The sequence below is a fragment of the Pedobacter psychroterrae genome (assembly GCF_004331695.1).
Lineage (GTDB): Bacteria > Bacteroidota > Bacteroidia > Sphingobacteriales > Sphingobacteriaceae > Pedobacter > Pedobacter psychroterrae.
This window is the reverse complement of sequence record NZ_SJSL01000005.1, coordinates 110,472-126,724: the sequence shown is the minus strand read 5'-3', so window position 1 is coordinate 126,724 and position 16,253 is coordinate 110,472. Positions and strand designations below refer to the sequence as shown.

Genomic DNA, 16,253 nt, shown 5'->3' with positions numbered 1-16,253 from the left:
TAAAATACCTAAGTTTGCATCATGAATAGAATTGGAAGCGCTTTCTTAAGGTACCTGATCAAAGGACTATTGATTGTATTACCTATAGCTCTGAGCATTTTTATCGTGATTTGGGCGGTAACTACGGTTGACAGCTGGCTCAACGTAAACAATATCTTAGGGGTAGATCCACATACAGGCGCTAGTAGAAACATTCCGGGACTTGGCCTGTTCCTGGTTATTTCCATCATTTTAATAGCAGGAATATTTGTAACGAACTTTGTAACCGAGCCGATGTACAATTGGTTTCAGCGCACCTTAGACCGTCTGCCTATCCTGAAGTTCATCTATTCATCCATTAAGGACCTTACTGAAGCTTTTGTTGGCGATGAAAAGAAGTTTAACAGTCCTGTACTGGTAGAGGTAGAAGGCGATCTGAAACGCATTGGTTTTTTAACACAGAGTGACCTAAGCTCCATCGGACTTCCAGGAGAATCCATTGTATATTTTCCTTTTTCCTATTCCTTTGCCGGACAGGTATACGTAGTTAAAAACGAGAAAATCAAACCACTGAATATCAGTGCAGCGGATGCTATGAAACTAGTGGTTTCAGGAGGCGTAAGTCATTTTTAGAAGTTTGGTTTCAGCACATATTTCTCGTAGAACCTAAAGATATGCTGTGTAGCTTCTTCAGCTGTATCTACCAGTCTGAACAAGTTTAGGTCTTCTTCATGAATATTGTGCTCAGTGTGCAGCATAGTTTTGGTGATCCATTCTACCAGTCCGCCCCAATATTCCTTGCCTACCAGTACTATCGGGAACCTGGCAATCTTTCCGGTTTGTATCAGGGTAAGCGCCTCAAACATTTCATCCATGGTGCCCATTCCGCCGGGCAGTACAATAAATCCTTGTGAATACTTCATGAACATTACCTTGCGTATAAAGAAGTAATCAAATTCAAGAAGCTTATTATTATCAATGTATTTATTATGGAACTGCTCAAAAGGAAGATCTATATTAAGGCCCACAGATTTACCACCATTCATATGGGCACCTTTGTTGCCGGCCTCCATAATTCCGGGTCCACCACCGGTGATCACACCATATCCGCGGTCGGTGAGTAAACGTCCGCATTCTACGGCTATTTCATAATATTTATTGGTTTCTGCTGTTCTTGCAGAACCAAATATGGATACGCAGGGGCCTATTTTTGCGAGCTTTTCAAACCCGTCTACAAACTCGGCCATTATTTTAAAGATTTGCCAGGAGTCTGTTACTTTGATTTCCTGCCAGTTTTTATTTTCAAAAGCGCTTCTTATTTTCTCTTCACTTGTCATGCTGTTGGTATTATTGTATTAGAATTTAGTTTGGGTGAGGGAATGCTTGCCCGTTACCCAAAGGAGTATAAATGTAATTAGTCCGTTTAATATGATCAGTTCAAAACCCAGGATATAGCTGAGCCAGCTCAATGAGTTTATATCTATGATGTAGCATAAAATTGGCGATAGGATACAGATATAAGGCACCAGTTTATCCGCTACAGCCCGTTTTGTAAGCATGCCAAATGCGAACAGACCTAACAATGGTCCATAGGTATAACCAGCAGCTTTAAAAATGGCGTTGACTACAGAATCATCATTGACCAGTCGAAAAATCATGATCACTGCCACCATCAGTACAGAAAAACCAACATGTACCAAATGTCTTTGATTTACTAATTTAGGATCATTCTGATCAGCCTTCTTATCAAAATGCAGGAAATCCACACAGAAAGAGGTAGTGAGCGCTGTCAATGCAGAATCTGTAGTAGCAAAAGTTGCCGCCGTCAATCCGAGCATAAAAATGATCCCCGGCACTACGTTGAGATAGTTTAGCGCAATTTCGGGATACAGGTGGTCAGGCGTTTTCATTGCCGCTACGTCTATGCCATTTTGTTGCGCAAATATATATAGCAAAGCACCTACACTAAGGAAGAAGATGTTCATGATCACAAAGATCAGCGTAAAGGTAAACATGTTTTTCTGTGCTTCGCCAATGGTTTTCATACTCAGGTTTTTTTGCATCAGGTCCTGATCCAGGCCTGTCATCGCGATGGTTACAAAAATTCCGCCAAGAAACTGCTTGATGAAATGGCTTTTGGTTCCCATAAAATCTTCCCAGAAAAATATTTTGGAATAGCTGCTCGTTTTGACAGCCTCAAAAGTGCCGGCCAGATCGAGGTTTAAGGACCTGGCAATAAAAATGATGGAAAGCACCACTGAAAGCAATAAAAATACAGTCTGCAGTGTGTCGGTTATGATGATCGTTTTTAATCCTCCTTTATGTGTATAAACCCATATGAGTACCAGGCATATGACAATGGTAAGCCAGAAAGGAATATTCCAGGCATCAAAGATGAATTTTTGCAGTACGATGGCTACCAGGTATAGCCTGAATGCTGAGCCAATGGTACGGGAGATCAAGAAGATTACCGCGCCGCTTTTATAACTCCAGAATCCAAGCCTGCGCTCTAAATAGGTATAGATAGAGATGATGTTCAGGCGGTAGTACAAGGGCAATAGGACAGTGGCTATAATGATAAAACCGACTGCGTTGCCCAGTATGAATTGAAAATAACCAAATTCACTTTTCCCAACAGCCCCCGGTACAGAAATAAAGGTAACACCCGAAAGCGCAGTACCTATCATCCCAAAGGCAACCAGGTACCATTTGGAGTTTCGGTTCGCAATAAAAAAAGATGCATTGTCTGAATGGTTCCTTGACGTAAAATAAGCTACGCCTATCAGCAAGGTAAAATAGCCAAGAAGAAAAGACAAAAGTATGATCGGGCTCATATCGTATAAGGTTATTGAGCTAAATGTAAGAAACCCTCCCGAGTTTTCATTCAGATATTTTCAGGTTTTGGCTTTTCATCATCTCAAATACACCCGATCGCAGCTAAACCGAAGGAATCGTGACGAAGAAGGAGGTAATGAAGTATAAAATGGTAACTTAGAAATATAGAATTTTGATATGCATCAACAGCGCTCAAACAGAAGAGACTTTATTAAAATGGCCAGCCTTTTTACAGCTGGCCTGACAGCTTTACAGTTCCCTGTATGGGCTAATAGTGTCTTTGCACTGGAATATCCGCTTCATAATATCCCCGAAAATAAAGGTATAGATCCTAAATGGGCGAGGTCGCTTTACACCAGAGGGGAAGAAACGGCTTATTTTAAAAGCAAGAATGAATTTAAATATATTGGGATGCCAGTCGGCGGTCTTCACGCCGGAACGGTGTATGTTGGAGGTGACGGCAGGCTCTGGTTATGGCAAATCTATAACGAGACTTTTGAGGGTGCCCAGGAAGGAATAGAGCCCAAAACGGTGAACTGGAATGACGGGACAGAGGTGCGGAAAATTCGTGCCAGGGATGGCTCTGCTTATATTGAACCAGCTATTGCTAATAATAAGCGTATTTTGGAGCAGGGTTTTGCGGTCAAAGCTGTAGTCAATGGCAAGACGTTTATTAAAGAATTAAGCGAGGCGCACTGGGACGAAATTGTTTTTAAACCGGCCTATCCAATAGCTACTATACAATACAGCAGCAGGGATTTCCCCCTGGAAGTACAACTGAAGGTATATTCCCCATTTATTCCTCTGGACGCAGAGAATTCGGCTTTACCCAGTACCATTTTACGATTAGAAATAAAGAATACCACCAACAGCCATATAAGTGTTTCCGTATTGGGCTGGATGGAAAACGGCGCCAATAAGCTGACCGGAAAAATTAACACTGGAAGAAGAAGAAATGAGGTCTCAAAAGCTGAAAATTCAAAAAGCATCTTTTCTTCGTTTGAAGCAGCTACTGACGAGCTGAAAAATGCGCAGGATAGCGGCACAATGTGTTTTACACTGCATAATGCGAAAAGTAAAACATATGCTAGCCTTGACCCATGGCCGGTTGCAGACAAGCACTTTAACACTGCTGTTACCACTTCAGCATATGCCGATGCACCTGAAAAACTGGTCGGGGGGATTGAAGTAACTGAAGCACTTAGTCCAGGAAAATCGGTTAAAGCCGATTATTCAATCAGCTGGCATTTCAATAATGCCAATGTTCAGCTTCAGAAAATTGTTAAGAATGCAGAACAGGGTTTTCATTATGCTGTAAGATTTAAGGATGCCGGAGCAGTGAGTTCCTACCTGCAGTCAAATTTTGAGAAGCTGACAAAGAACACCGAGTTGTGGGTCAAGACCTGGAATGATGCTACGCTTCCTCACTGGTTCCTGGAGCGTACTTTTATAAATATTGATACACTGGCTACCGCCAATACCTATCGCTTTGCTGACGGCAGGTTCTGGAGCTGGGAAGGGGTGGGGGCCTGTGCAGGAACATGTACGCATGTATGGCAATATGCACACGCCGTCGCGAGAATATTCCCTGAACTGGAACGCGATTTAAGACACCGTGTAGATTTGGGGATTGGGTTTAAAGAAGACAGTGGCGCTATTATATTTCGTGCAGAAAATGAAAGCAGGCCGGCTATTGACGGACAGGCGGGCACTGTTCTTAGGTTTTACCGCGAGCACCAAATGAGCACAGACGTTACCTTTCTGCAAGCCAACTGGCCAAAAATTAAAAAGGCTATACAGTTCATGTTGGACCAGGATAAGAATGGTGACGGTATGACCGATACGCCCATGGAGAATACGCTGGATGCAGTATGGCAAGGTGAAATTGCCTGGATCGTGGGCCTTTGCATTGCAGCGGCAAGGGCCGGTCAGGCCATGGCAGAGGAAATGAATGACACTTCATTTGCCCAAACCTGCCAGACTTATGTAGCCAATGGCCGTAAGAATATGGAACAGGAACTTTTTAATGGAGAATACTTTATTCATCGCCCTGATAAGGTTCAGGGTCGTAAAGAACTGGGTTCTTACAATACCTGCCATATAGATCAGGTGTATGGTCAGAGCTGGGCTTTTCAGGTAGGCTTGCCCAGGGTATTGAGTCAGGATAAAGCAATCGCTGCTCTAAAAGCGTTATGGAAATATAATTTTACCACTGATGTAGGCCCTTATATCAAAACCCATATAGGTGGCAGGCCATATGCATTACCTGGTGAAGGAGGGATGGTCATGAATACGAATCCACATAACGAGCTTAAACCATTCGGAGAAAACGTAAGCTGGCAGTTGGGGTACTTTCATGAATGCATGAGCGGATTTGAGCATCAGGTAGCAGCACATTTGATGGCCGAAGGTATGGTAGAGGAAAGTCTGATCCTTACCCGGTCGATACACGACAGGTATCATGCGGCCAAAAGAAACCCATTCAATGAGATTGAGTGTAGTGACCATTATGCCAGGGCCATGGCTAGCTATGGGACGTTTATCAACGCATGCGGATTTGAGTATCATGGCCCCAAAGGCTATATCAAATTCTCACCAGCCTGGAATCCAGAGTATTTTAAAGCCCCTTTTACATCGGCAAATGGCTGGGGCAGTTATACACAGAAAAAAAACGGAGCCAAGCAGCTGCACAGCATCAATTTAAAATATGGCGATCTGCAATTGCAGGAACTGGCTTTCAGTAAAATAGGTTCAGGCGCTGTAAAGTCGGTTTCAGTGATGCTAGGTGTTCAAAATATTCCGGTTCAATTAAATCAGAAGGGCGCTGAATTGAGAATTACTGCTAATAAGAAGATCAATATAAAGACGAATGAAAGCTTAAATATTACTTTTTCATAGCTGGTCAAACGAACTGCTATTTGGCATTATGTTATTGACTTCAAAGCCACCATAACTGATCATTTCCGCGTCATGCAACACAACAAGTTTAAGTTTCATTTTTTCGATCAACTCTTTAGCACGAGTGATGTTCCTATGCAAGTCGCCGATACCCCTGATCTCGATTCCTTTAGCCAATAATTTAAACTTATTGGGTTCAAATTTGTTGATGAATTTTTGTAAGTCTGAACTGATCGTTATTTGTGTTTTTTCCATGTGAAATTGTTAGTCAACCTATTAACGGATAAAAGACCTTATGGTTTTATTTTAATGCAGTTTTCAATTGGTTGGCTCATTGATTTTTTCATTGGCCTGTTCCAGGTCTGATTGCTCCACAACAGGCTGATTGTTCGATTCTTCAGCCTGCGGATCAAATTGCAGGTTTAAGCACATGGGAAAATGATCCGAACCGCAACTGTTCATGCGTTTGATTCCGGAAAGTGAAAAATCAGAAGAACAGAATATGTGATCCAGTGGAAAACGCATAAAAAAGTATCTGGCGTTAAAGCTGTTGAAAAAACCGCGTCCTCTCCTGGGATCAAGCAGTCCGCTGACCTTTCCGAATAGTTCGGTCGTATAACTCCAGGCAACATCGTTGAGATCGCCCATTACGATAACCGGTAATTTGCAGTGTTTTGCCCTTTCGGCAACCATTAAAATTTCCTTATCTCTTTCAGTTGATCTTGGATTTTCCTGTGGTACTGGCGGTTTTGGATGGAGGCAATAAAGCTTTACCCATTGACCGGAGGGCAGTTTAACTTCCAATTCCATGGAAGGAATATCCTCCTCCACCAAAAAGTTGATCTTTCCATCCCTGGTTTCGAATTTGGAATAGAGGAGCATCCCATAAGTATTTTCCAACGGGATTTTCAACTGATATGTATAAGTATTTCCGATCACGTCTATCTGCTGTTGCCACCAATGATTGGTCTCTACCATGAGCAACACGTCCGGATCGCATTTTTTGATCAGTTTAAGGTAATCCTCACTTTGCCTGTTGTCCTGATAGACATTCGCGATCAGCAAACAAATGTTGTTTGTATTGTACTGTTTAAGCGAGGAGATAACCTGCTTTTTACCCAGAAAGGTAAATGGAGAAATTAGATAGATAAGGTAACTAAAGTTAATGGCTAAGCCTGCTAAAGCTATTTTTTGGAGAAGATCTGTTGGCAGAAACCAAAGGTTGAGCACCAGAAGTACGGCATTAAGGGTCAGCTTTTGGAGCCTTGGATATTCAAAAACCCTGAATATCCAGAAATCATGACGGATAAATGGTATAAGCGTAAACAGCATGATGGTTATAGAAGAATAAAAGAGTACCTGCTGCATAAATACGTGTTAGAATCGTTTGTTTGATCAGGATAAAGGTAATAAAAACCCAGAGGTTATATTACATTGTACAGCCAGTACTTCAGGATTTTAGTCACTGCTGGTTCTGATGAAAACTTTTTATGCTCAACGCTGTTAACGGATCAAATGTAAAAACATATTTGTAATTATTTAATAATCAATAGGTTGTTTCCGATGTTTTCCGGCAATTTTCCGGTGAAGCAGAAAGGGAATCACTGTTTCTATACTCATATCGGGGGGATGAAGAACATTTTATGTCCGGCGCTGTTCATGAAACATGAAAACTCCCCCTAACAATCTTAAAGATGCGTTTGAAGCACTCTTGATTCCCAGCCTGGCGGCTGAGCTGAAGTATGCTAAACTTTTCGAGCAATTCTCCGGGCTCGCAGTAACGGCAGAGTTGGGTACGGTGCTTTCTCCGGCAAGGAATGAGTTTGATCAACAAACGGAGCGTTTGCGACTTTTGTTTAAGCAGCTGAAATTGCGTCCGGTAAGGGAGTGCCTGCAAGTTGATGAAGTTTTTCTGTCAATGGGAAAAGAGGTTTGCGGGTATAAAAAACAGCAATCATTGTACAAAGACATCCAGATCATTAGTCTTGCTAAACAGATCACTTACCATAGGGTTGCGATTTATAGCACTTTGGATGTAATGGCTAGCGGGCTGAGAGCCGATGCTGCCGGATTGCTAAAACAGAGTTGCGAGGAAATTAGAAATTCAGCCGGTTATTTCAGCCAGATTGAGCAAAACATTTTGTACCCGGCAATAAAAGGTGCAGAAGGTGCTAAGGAAGACTGATGTTGAATGATATATGCAGCTTTTATAAGGCGAATAAAACCTAAACCTTCCTTTGTTGTTATTTACTTACTATGGAATCATTTGAAATACAGTTATTAGAAGATCGTTTTAGAATTGAGCCGCTTGAAAACGGCCTGTACCGGATCATGGACGGCGAAAATAAAGTGGGCGTGATATTCCCCGAGCCTGATGGTGATCAGGTGAAGTGGGCTACCCAGGATGAACTGGAGGATGGTTTTGTACAGCAGGTTGGTGAATTGATTACCGAACACAATATGTGATGAAAGCCTTTTACTATGACATAGAACCCTATAAGATCCAAGCCTCCGGCATGAGCCTCACGGTATTGCCGATGGAGGACGGCACTTATAGGGTATGTCATTTTGGAAAGGTATTGGCAGATTTGTATCCTGAGATTACTGCTGCCGGGATTTATTGGAATGGATTTGGCCAGTTGCCTTTATGGTTTGCGGAAGAAATTGGCCAGCAGATCTATGCCTGTGAAATATAAAATGATCCTCTCGCCGTCATCATCTCCTCATTCGAAACAGAAATTTTCAAAGCCAATCAACCTCTGTTATAAGTAATTTTTTCTGCTCAGTCACTTCCTCGTGGGCCTTATTTCAGTAGACAATCAGGCCGAGTGGCACAGCTCTTAGCGGGCAAAAAATCGACCGATATTATATGATTTAAAACTGAAATTCAGATTACTTAACATTCGTACTTCTTTACTTTATATTTTAAACAACCAAGAAAATTATTATTCGCATTTTTTTGCTAGATTTAGCATAATCAACCGAACAACTACATGTTTATGCTCTATTATACTTCAATCGGAACTCCTGTTTTGTTTATTGTTTTGGAAAAATACTGCGGAGGAATACAAAATTGTTACCGTTATTATTATGGTAGCCACCTTGCAGTTTAATAATCCCGGATTTATCGGCAATTGATCAGTTATGAAGTTTAAAGTTCGAAAAATAATTGTAAGTCTTTTTTCTCTCTCGGTTTGCGTATTTGCCCAATCTCGTGATAATGTAACTACTGTTACCATAAAAGCTGAAAAGGGCCGATTAATGATCATAAAAGACAGATCAGTCATAAGGCGTGACGTCAATTACGAGGTGAAGAAGGGAGAAAACAACAACTATGTCATTACCTATTTTGGAACGACCCCCAAGATACTTTATGTAAACGAACGCCCGATTTACATTACGCCTGGGGATGACGTTAAGCTGGACTATCGATATATTCGAGACCCGGGAAAAGAAAGAGATACGTTAATCGCAACTGGACTTCATTTCGAAAACTATATTTATTCGCAAGCATTGATGTTCAAATCACCTGGTCGAACAAAGAGTATGGAAGGTATTCTCATTCCAAAACTGTCCGATAGTAAATATAAAAGTAGCGCTATTTCCTTCTATGATGATTTAAGGAAGTATCATGACGCACAATGGAGATATAGTAAGTCATATTTGTTGCACCAGGGATACAATAGCGATATCATTCGCCAATCCGAGCAAGATGACTTTGTCCGTGAACTATTTAGCCTCAGGTATTATGAGGACAACTTTGCTAAAGCAAATAAAGCGCAGCTCGAAGATTTCTCTAAAAAACTTGATCTATATTTTAGCTCGAAAAATATCAGTCCGAGTGACACAGCGCTTTCCTTAAATATAGAGGGTGCTATAGCCATGTACTTCGGGCATTTAGCAGAGATCAAATTTCGGAAATTAGAGACAGAACAGCTGCTCCATGAGATGGTTCTCTTTATCAAAAACTACCCTAATCAGTTTGTCCGAGAATATTTGTTATTTTTTTTAAAGGAAGATTATGCCGATACCTTACAAAGGTATAATTTCACTGGCCTAGGTGTTGAGCTAGAAAAGATTAGTAACCCAGTCATTAAAGCTGCCTTAAATGAAAAAACCGGCAACACTCGAACACCAAGTGGCCTTCCACCTGATATAGAACAAGCTCTTAAGGAGATTAATAAGTTAAACTAAATCATTTCGCTTTATTTTTTAACGATAGCGCTGCTGAGATTTATCGGGATTTCCTCATCAACGCCAGCACACTGGACTCCAAATAAAAATTTGCCTGGCCTCGCTTCTCACAAGTCAGCTTACCCTGGGCTACATAGTTGTACAGCGTCCTTTCACCTACCTGCAACATAAACTTCGTCGTCTCGCTATTCAATAGAGGATCTCTCAATGCTGCCATTCTCATTTCCTCCTGATGCGCTTTCCAAAGCTGCAGGAACTCCCGCATTAACGCAATAATTATCAATAAACACCTGACCATGCCCGTCTAATAATTAATTACCCCCGCATACGTACTATTGCTGATCTGCTTCTTATTGTCACGATGAAATGCCACATATAGATGAAGCAGCTGGTTTTTAAAACCTATCGGCAGCTCCAGAAAATCTGTCTTTTCCATAATCCTGGCGCCACTCAAAGTGTAAAAGGATTTATCAAGCGCAGGAGCATACACCAACAGCATCACCCTGCTAATCTTATGATAGACCGATGTCCGCTGAATTAGCTCCCAGCTAAACTGCAAACCAGTAGCCATCACAACAACTGGCACATCAACTGGCGGATCAATCTGCCCCTTACACAACAGCACCTGAGGATAATCTATCTCAAGAGCGGGATAATCTCCAGTAACCGCTCGCATCTGATAAGATTTTGCCGCTGCATTTGCGGAATGTGTCTTGCCAGCAGCTTCCAGCGTAAATCCGATCCGCACAAATTCCGTCATGCTGTTGATGAACCTGTTAACTACCCTCATCTTTTCCCGTTCTGCCAGTTGCGCCGGGCTGGCTTCCTTTTTAGGCTTAATGGTTTTCATTTTTACATAAGCCTTGCCATATCGGATATAACCGATTACATCGCCAATTTTTCCGGAGATTCCTCCCAATAATCCACTTTTTAAACGTGCCATACTTTTTATTTATGCTCTATTTGTCTTTTATCTGTGTACGTCTTGCCTTCGCACGAGCAACGAACCACCATCGGGCCAGCGTCGGATCACAGTCGGGTATTTCCGACCCTGGCCCGAACCTGAGCCGAAGCTGGCCCGAAGCTCGTCCGAACCTCAAAGGGTGTCAGCTAAAGCACAAACAGAATGTAAAAAGGAAAAAAATAAGGCTGCGCGTTATATGAAAGTTTTATGACAAAATGTGTAAATTAGATCAATTAATCAAATACAACCGCTGTATTGAGGCTGGCTTATATAAACTTCCATTTTATCGAACAGGCAAAGGCAACCTCCTGACAGGTTCCCACGTACTATCATTTATAAACCTTATTCATTATGAAAAAAATTTCATTCACCCGGATTTCTATGGCACTTGCTGTAGCTGTATTATTGCTTTTCTCTTTGCAGTCTTGTAAAAAAGAAAAAGCACCCGTTGACCTTAAAAAGAAAGCCCATGTGATGTTTTCTGGTTCGCAGGAAGTCCCTGCTAACGCCAGTACTGGCACCGGTATGGGAGACGTGGTATTTGATCCTGAAACTAAGATTGTTACTTACAGCTTTTCCTGGCAGCTTGGGTCTGCTGCCGCAACAACTACAAATATGCATTTTCACGGTGCTGAAGACGGATCAGATACTAAAAGCTCTGGAGTGGTTATCCCTATTAGTGGATTCACCACTACCAGTTCAGGAAGTATATCAGGAGTGACACCTGTATTAACTGAAACACAAATCAACCAGTTGCTGGCTGGAAAGTGGTATTTGAATATTCACAGTTCAACTATAGCAGCTGGAGAATTAAGAGGCAATATTAAATTTTAGAGCTGAGGGAAGCCAGGCTGGATAAAATTGCTTTAAGCCCCAAATTTATCTAAGTTTGCAGGATGAACTTTTCTTCCAAATTGCTTGAAGACGCGGTCGGCGAATTTTCTAAGCTGCCCGGTGTGGGACAAAAAACTGCATTGCGACTAGTGCTGCACTTGCTAAACAAAGAGCAGGAAGAAGTAGAACATTTTGGCAATGCAATCATCAGGTTGAGAAAAGAGATTAAACATTGCAATATTTGTCACAATATTTCTGATCATAACGTATGTGAGATCTGTACCGGAAATAAGCGGGACAAAGAAATCATTTGTGTGGTAGAGGACACCAGGGATGTGATGGCAGTCGAGAATACTTCACAGTATTTCGGGGTTTATCATGTGCTGGGAGGTTTGATATCGCCAATGGACGGCATAGGGCCTTCCGATCTATTCATTGATTCGCTCGTGCAGCGGGTAGCTACCACACCCGTTAAGGAAGTGATCCTGGCATTAAGCGCTACGATGGAAGGAGATACTACGCTGTTCTATTTGTACAAAAGGCTCAAAGATTTTCAGATACCGATTACCACCATTGCCCGCGGCATTGCCTTTGGTGGCGAGCTTGAGTATGCAGATGAGATCACACTCGGGCGCTCAATAGTCACCCGTGTACCTTATGAAACCTCAATAATTAGATAATCAGGATGGATTTTAAGAATAAAGTAGTCATCATCACCGGTGCATCTTCAGGTATAGGAAAGGCATGTGCAGAAGAGTTTGCCAGGCGTGGGGCCAATGTAGTACTTGCTGCCAGGCAATATGTGACACTCTGTGAGATTACTGCTGATCTGGAAAAAAGATTTGATATCAAAGCCCTGGCTGTTCAGGCAGATGTAAGCAAAGAAGACGAATGTGAGTCGCTGATCAAACAAGCATTATCCACGTTTGGTAAAATAGATGTATTGGTAAATAATGCAGGATTATCTATGCGTGCATTGTTTAACGATGCGGATCTGTCTGTGCTAAAGAACCTGATGGATGTGAATTTCTGGGGGACGGTTTATTGTACCAAATATGCCTTGCCGGAGATATTGAAGACAAAAGGCAGTATCATAGGTGTTTCTTCTATAGCAGGTTACAGAGGTTTGCCTGGGCGAACAGGTTATTCGGCATCTAAATTTGCGATGAATGGCTTTATGGAATCGCTGCGGACAGAATTGCTAAAAACCGGGGTACATGTTATGGTGGCCTGTCCTGGTTTTACCAGCTCCAACATCCGTGTGGCTGCACTCGCCAGTGACGGGCATGCGCATGGAGAAACAAGTATGGAGGAGGGCAAAATGATGTCTGCTGAAGCCGTAGCGGCGATAATTGTAGATGGAATAGCGGCCAGAAAGCGTACACTGGTAATGACCGCACAAGGAAAATTAACGGTCTGGATAAACAAACTACTGCCTGCACTGGCCGATATGCTGGTATTTAAACACTTTACTAAGGAGAAAAATGCACTGATAAAGTAAATCAGGTTAGAAATTTCAATTTTTTTAATAAAACATTTGCTGCTTTGCAAAAACAATTCCATATTTGCTGAAATGATACTTACAAACGGACTTAATAACTGGTGGTGGCACAACGCGGTAGCGTAGTGTAACCCTGTATTGAAAACGTTTTTTATTAATAAAAATATTTTGAGGGTTGCTTAGGGCAACCTTTTTTGTTTTACAACATTTTGAACCGCTCCTTTGAGAGATACGAATATGAAGAAGATACTGAACCACCTATTTGAAAACAAAACCTTTAGCAGGGAAGAAGCCAGAAAAATTCTGACTTCTATCGCCTTGGGCGAGTTTAATCCTTCGCAGATAGCTGCTTTTATTACTGCATATGGCATGCGCAATATCACCGTTGCCGAGTTGCAGGGTTTTCGCGATGCGATGCTTGATCTATGCCTGAAATTGGATTTTTCTGAATTTGAACTGGTAGACCTCTGCGGCACGGGTGGGGATGGTAAGGACACTTTTAATATCTCTACGCTTGCTTCTTTTGTAGTAGCAGGGGCTGGGTATAAAGTGGCCAAACATGGTAATTATGGTGTGTCATCAGGTTGTGGTTCCTCAAATGTGATTGAATACCTAGGCTATACGTTTACTAACGATCAGGATACCTTAAAACGTAGTTTGGACACTGCCGGGATTTGTTTTATCCATGCGCCATTGTTCAATCCGGCCATGAAAACTGTAGCACCTATCCGTAAGGAACTTGGGGTTAAAACATTTTTTAATATGCTGGGCCCAATGGTAAACCCTGCCCAGCCAAAAAACCAGATAGTAGGGGTCTTTAGCCTGGAACTGGCCAGGATCTATGCTTATCTGTATCAAGACACGGATAAGAACTATACCATATTGCATGCCGTAGACGGCTTTGATGAAGTATCGCTAACTTGTGATTTTAAGACCTTTAGTAAGAAAGGAGAGGCATTACGCACCGTTTCGGAACTTGGTTTTGAACAGATCGATGAGCAGGCCATAAAGGGTGGGGATACGGTAGAATCTTCTGCTAAGATCTTTATGGAAGTGTTAAATAGTACTTGTACCGAAGCACAGCGAAATGTGGTGCTTTGTAACGCTGCACTCGCAATCCAAACGATTGACGACACTAAATCATTTTCAGATTGTTATTATGAAGCTGAAGCGTCTCTGATGAATAAAAAGGCCCTGAACAGCTTTAATAAACTAACAGGAAAGTAATGGATGTAAAGTTAAAAATATGCGGAATGAAGGACCCTGCCAATATTTTGGAGGTAGTGGGCCTGCAGCCGGATTATCTGGGGTTTATTTTTTATAAGCCTTCTAAAAGATATGTAGACGGACTCTTGCCGTCTTTTGTGAAAGATCTGCCGGCTGGGATTAAGAGGACAGGTGTTTTTGTAGATGAGCAACTGGTAAAGATAGCGGAACTTGCTACACTGTATGGATTAAACGTAGTGCAGCTGCATGGATCGGAGTCTGCAGCGTATTGCAGGGAATTGCGGGAGCTCCTCGCTGACTACGGGATTGAAATAATCAAGGCCTTTGGAATTGATGTAAGCTTTGATTTCGCAGTATTGGATGCCTATGAAACAGAAGTTGATTATTTTCTTTTTGATACACAGACACCGCAACATGGTGGCTCGGGAAAGACATTTGACTGGTCCTTGCTGGATGGTTATAAACTGACCAAACCTTATTTTTTAAGCGGTGGTATTGGCCCTGAAAGCATAGACGAACTGCATAAAATTAAAGATCCCAGACTATTTGCGATAGACATCAACAGTAAGTTTGAAGTAGCACCCGGATTAAAGAACATCGATAAATTGAACGATTTTAAAAATAGAAAATGAGTTATTTTGTAAATGAAAAAGGATATTATGGTGATTTTGGCGGGGCTTATATCCCTGAAATGCTGTATCCAAATGTGGAAGAACTGAGACAGAACTACCTTAACATAATTAATGATGCCGATTTTCAAAAGGAATTTCATCAGCTGCTTAAAGATTACGTAGGACGGCCTTCGCCTTTATACCTGGCAAAACGCTTATCGAAAAAATACAATGCCAATATCTTTTTAAAGCGGGAAGACCTGAACCATACCGGGGCGCATAAAATAAACAATACCATCGGGCAGATCCTGCTGGCGGAAAAACTTGGTAAGAAGCGCATCATTGCCGAAACCGGTGCAGGTCAGCATGGGGTGGCTACTGCTACGGTATGTGCATTAAGAGGCTTGGAGTGTGTGGTATATATGGGGGAAGTAGATATCAAACGTCAGGCACCTAATGTGGCCAGGATGAAGATGCTGGGTGCTACAGTGGTGCCAGCTACATCGGGAAGTAAAACACTGAAAGATGCAACCAACGAAGCCATGCGCGACTGGATTAATAATCCGGTAGACACCCATTACATCATTGGCTCGGTAGTTGGCCCGCATCCATATCCTGATATGGTGGGTATTTTTCAATCCATCATTTCTGAAGAAACCAAGAAACAGCTGATAGAACAAACTGGTAACGACCAGCCCGATTATGTGCTGGCCTGTGTAGGTGGCGGGAGTAACGCCATGGGGATGTTTTATCATTTTATTGATGATGAAAAGGTAAAGCTGATTGCTGTTGAGGCTGCAGGCAGGGGCGTAGACAGCGGATTTTCTGCTGCTACAACTACTTTGGGCAAAGAAGGGGTACTTCATGGCAGCAGAAGCATATTGATGCAGACGCATGACGGACAGGTGGTAGAACCGCATTCTGTCTCAGCCGGGCTGGATTATCCAGGTATTGGACCGCAACACGCTCATTTGTTTAAGACAGGAAGGGGCAAATATGTCTCGATCACAGATGACGAATCTTTGCAGGCAGGCTTGCTCCTTACCCAAATGGAAGGTATCATTCCTGCCATAGAAAGTGCGCACGCACTGGCTTATCTTGAAAAGATGGAATTTAAAGGCGGGGAGAATGTAGTGGTATGTTTATCTGGTCGCGGCGACAAGGACATGGATACCTATATGAAATATTTTAATTTATAATGACGACAGAA

The 16,253-nt window shown here is 42.1% G+C and carries 18 protein-coding genes; 12 read left to right on the top strand and 6 right to left on the bottom strand.

Annotated features, from left to right (window positions below; all coding sequences use genetic code 11):
- The first annotated feature begins 21 nt into the window (after positions 1 to 21).
- Positions 22 to 612, top strand: a complete 591-nt coding sequence (locus EZ437_RS16640) for a DUF502 domain-containing protein (RefSeq protein ID WP_131597205.1) — start codon at positions 22 to 24, stop codon at positions 610 to 612.
- On the opposite strand, the gene EZ437_RS16635 is transcribed toward EZ437_RS16640, so the two are convergent.
- Positions 609 to 1,316, bottom strand: coding sequence for an LOG family protein (locus EZ437_RS16635; protein ID WP_131597204.1), 708 nt, complete (start codon positions 1,314 to 1,316; stop codon positions 609 to 611). The genes EZ437_RS16640 and EZ437_RS16635 overlap by 4 nt on opposite strands.
- An 18-nt stretch (positions 1,317 to 1,334) precedes the next feature.
- Complete coding sequence (locus EZ437_RS16630) at positions 1,335 to 2,813, bottom strand: sodium:solute symporter (RefSeq protein ID WP_131597203.1); 1,479 nt, start codon at positions 2,811 to 2,813, stop codon at positions 1,335 to 1,337.
- Positions 2,814 to 2,991: 178 nt separating this feature from the next.
- Between EZ437_RS16630 and EZ437_RS16625 the strand changes: the two genes are divergently transcribed.
- Positions 2,992 to 5,712, top strand: a complete 2,721-nt coding sequence (locus EZ437_RS16625; RefSeq protein ID WP_131597202.1) for a GH116 family glycosyl hydrolase — start codon at positions 2,992 to 2,994, stop codon at positions 5,710 to 5,712.
- On the opposite strand, the gene EZ437_RS16620 is transcribed toward EZ437_RS16625, so the two are convergent.
- Together EZ437_RS16620 and EZ437_RS16615 are read right to left on the bottom strand one after the other, a co-directional pair.
- The gene (locus EZ437_RS16620; protein WP_131597201.1) at positions 5,707 to 5,967 is read right to left on the bottom strand and encodes a hypothetical protein; all 261 of its coding nucleotides are present in this window, start codon (positions 5,965 to 5,967) and stop codon (positions 5,707 to 5,709) included. The genes EZ437_RS16625 and EZ437_RS16620 overlap by 6 nt on opposite strands.
- A gap of 63 nt (positions 5,968 to 6,030) precedes the next feature.
- On the bottom strand, positions 6,031 to 7,080 hold the full coding sequence (locus EZ437_RS16615; protein ID WP_131597200.1) for an endonuclease/exonuclease/phosphatase family protein: 1,050 nt from the start codon (positions 7,078 to 7,080) through the stop codon (positions 6,031 to 6,033).
- Between the two features lie 298 nt (positions 7,081 to 7,378).
- Here EZ437_RS16615 and EZ437_RS16610 point away from each other — a divergent pair, with 298 nt between their 5' ends.
- The 4 genes from EZ437_RS16610 (at position 7,379) to EZ437_RS16595 (ending at position 9,906) form a co-directional block, all read left to right on the top strand.
- Positions 7,379 to 7,897: a DUF892 family protein gene (locus EZ437_RS16610; protein WP_131597199.1), complete on the top strand. Its 519-nt coding sequence runs from the start codon at positions 7,379 to 7,381 to the stop codon at positions 7,895 to 7,897.
- A gap of 71 nt (positions 7,898 to 7,968) precedes the next feature.
- Positions 7,969 to 8,178, top strand: a complete 210-nt coding sequence (locus EZ437_RS16605) for a hypothetical protein (RefSeq protein WP_131597198.1) — start codon at positions 7,969 to 7,971, stop codon at positions 8,176 to 8,178.
- Positions 8,178 to 8,408 carry a hypothetical protein gene (locus EZ437_RS16600; RefSeq protein ID WP_131597197.1) on the top strand — a complete coding sequence of 77 codons (231 nt, stop codon included), beginning with the start codon at positions 8,178 to 8,180 and terminating at the stop codon, positions 8,406 to 8,408. The genes EZ437_RS16605 and EZ437_RS16600 overlap by 1 nt, the downstream gene beginning before the upstream one ends.
- A gap of 448 nt (positions 8,409 to 8,856) precedes the next feature.
- Entirely contained in the window at positions 8,857 to 9,906 is a 1,050-nt protein-coding gene (locus EZ437_RS16595) for a hypothetical protein (protein ID WP_131597196.1), read from the top strand.
- Between the two features lie 40 nt (positions 9,907 to 9,946).
- On the opposite strand, the gene EZ437_RS16590 is transcribed toward EZ437_RS16595, so the two are convergent.
- Both EZ437_RS16590 and EZ437_RS16585 read right to left on the bottom strand, forming a co-directional pair.
- Positions 9,947 to 10,171, bottom strand: a complete 225-nt coding sequence (locus EZ437_RS16590) for a helix-turn-helix domain-containing protein (protein WP_131597195.1) — start codon at positions 10,169 to 10,171, stop codon at positions 9,947 to 9,949.
- Positions 10,172 to 10,210: 39 nt separating this feature from the next.
- On the bottom strand, positions 10,211 to 10,849 hold the full coding sequence (locus EZ437_RS16585) for a DUF6266 family protein (protein ID WP_131597194.1): 639 nt from the start codon (positions 10,847 to 10,849) through the stop codon (positions 10,211 to 10,213).
- Between the two features lie 372 nt (positions 10,850 to 11,221).
- Here EZ437_RS16585 and EZ437_RS16580 point away from each other — a divergent pair, with 372 nt between their 5' ends.
- The 6 genes from EZ437_RS16580 to trpB all read left to right on the top strand — a co-directional run bounded on the left by EZ437_RS16580 (position 11,222) and on the right by trpB (position 16,242).
- The gene (locus tag EZ437_RS16580; RefSeq protein WP_131597193.1) at positions 11,222 to 11,704 is read left to right on the top strand and encodes a CHRD domain-containing protein; all 483 of its coding nucleotides are present in this window, start codon (positions 11,222 to 11,224) and stop codon (positions 11,702 to 11,704) included.
- A 62-nt stretch (positions 11,705 to 11,766) separates the two neighbouring features.
- Positions 11,767 to 12,384 carry a recombination mediator RecR gene (gene recR, locus EZ437_RS16575; RefSeq protein ID WP_131597192.1) on the top strand — a complete coding sequence of 206 codons (618 nt, stop codon included), beginning with the start codon at positions 11,767 to 11,769 and terminating at the stop codon, positions 12,382 to 12,384.
- Between the two features lie 5 nt (positions 12,385 to 12,389).
- Entirely contained in the window at positions 12,390 to 13,205 is an 816-nt protein-coding gene (locus EZ437_RS16570) for an SDR family oxidoreductase (protein WP_131597191.1), read from the top strand.
- A 237-nt stretch (positions 13,206 to 13,442) separates the two neighbouring features.
- Positions 13,443 to 14,432 carry an anthranilate phosphoribosyltransferase gene (gene trpD / locus EZ437_RS16565; RefSeq protein ID WP_131597190.1) on the top strand — a complete coding sequence of 330 codons (990 nt, stop codon included), beginning with the start codon at positions 13,443 to 13,445 and terminating at the stop codon, positions 14,430 to 14,432.
- Entirely contained in the window at positions 14,432 to 15,064 is a 633-nt protein-coding gene (locus EZ437_RS16560; protein ID WP_131597189.1) for a phosphoribosylanthranilate isomerase, read from the top strand. Before trpD ends, EZ437_RS16560 begins: the two co-directional genes overlap by 1 nt.
- Positions 15,061 to 16,242, top strand: a complete 1,182-nt coding sequence (trpB, locus tag EZ437_RS16555; RefSeq protein WP_131597188.1) for a tryptophan synthase subunit beta — start codon at positions 15,061 to 15,063, stop codon at positions 16,240 to 16,242. The genes EZ437_RS16560 and trpB overlap by 4 nt, the downstream gene beginning before the upstream one ends.
- Positions 16,243 to 16,253 lie beyond the last annotated feature (11 nt).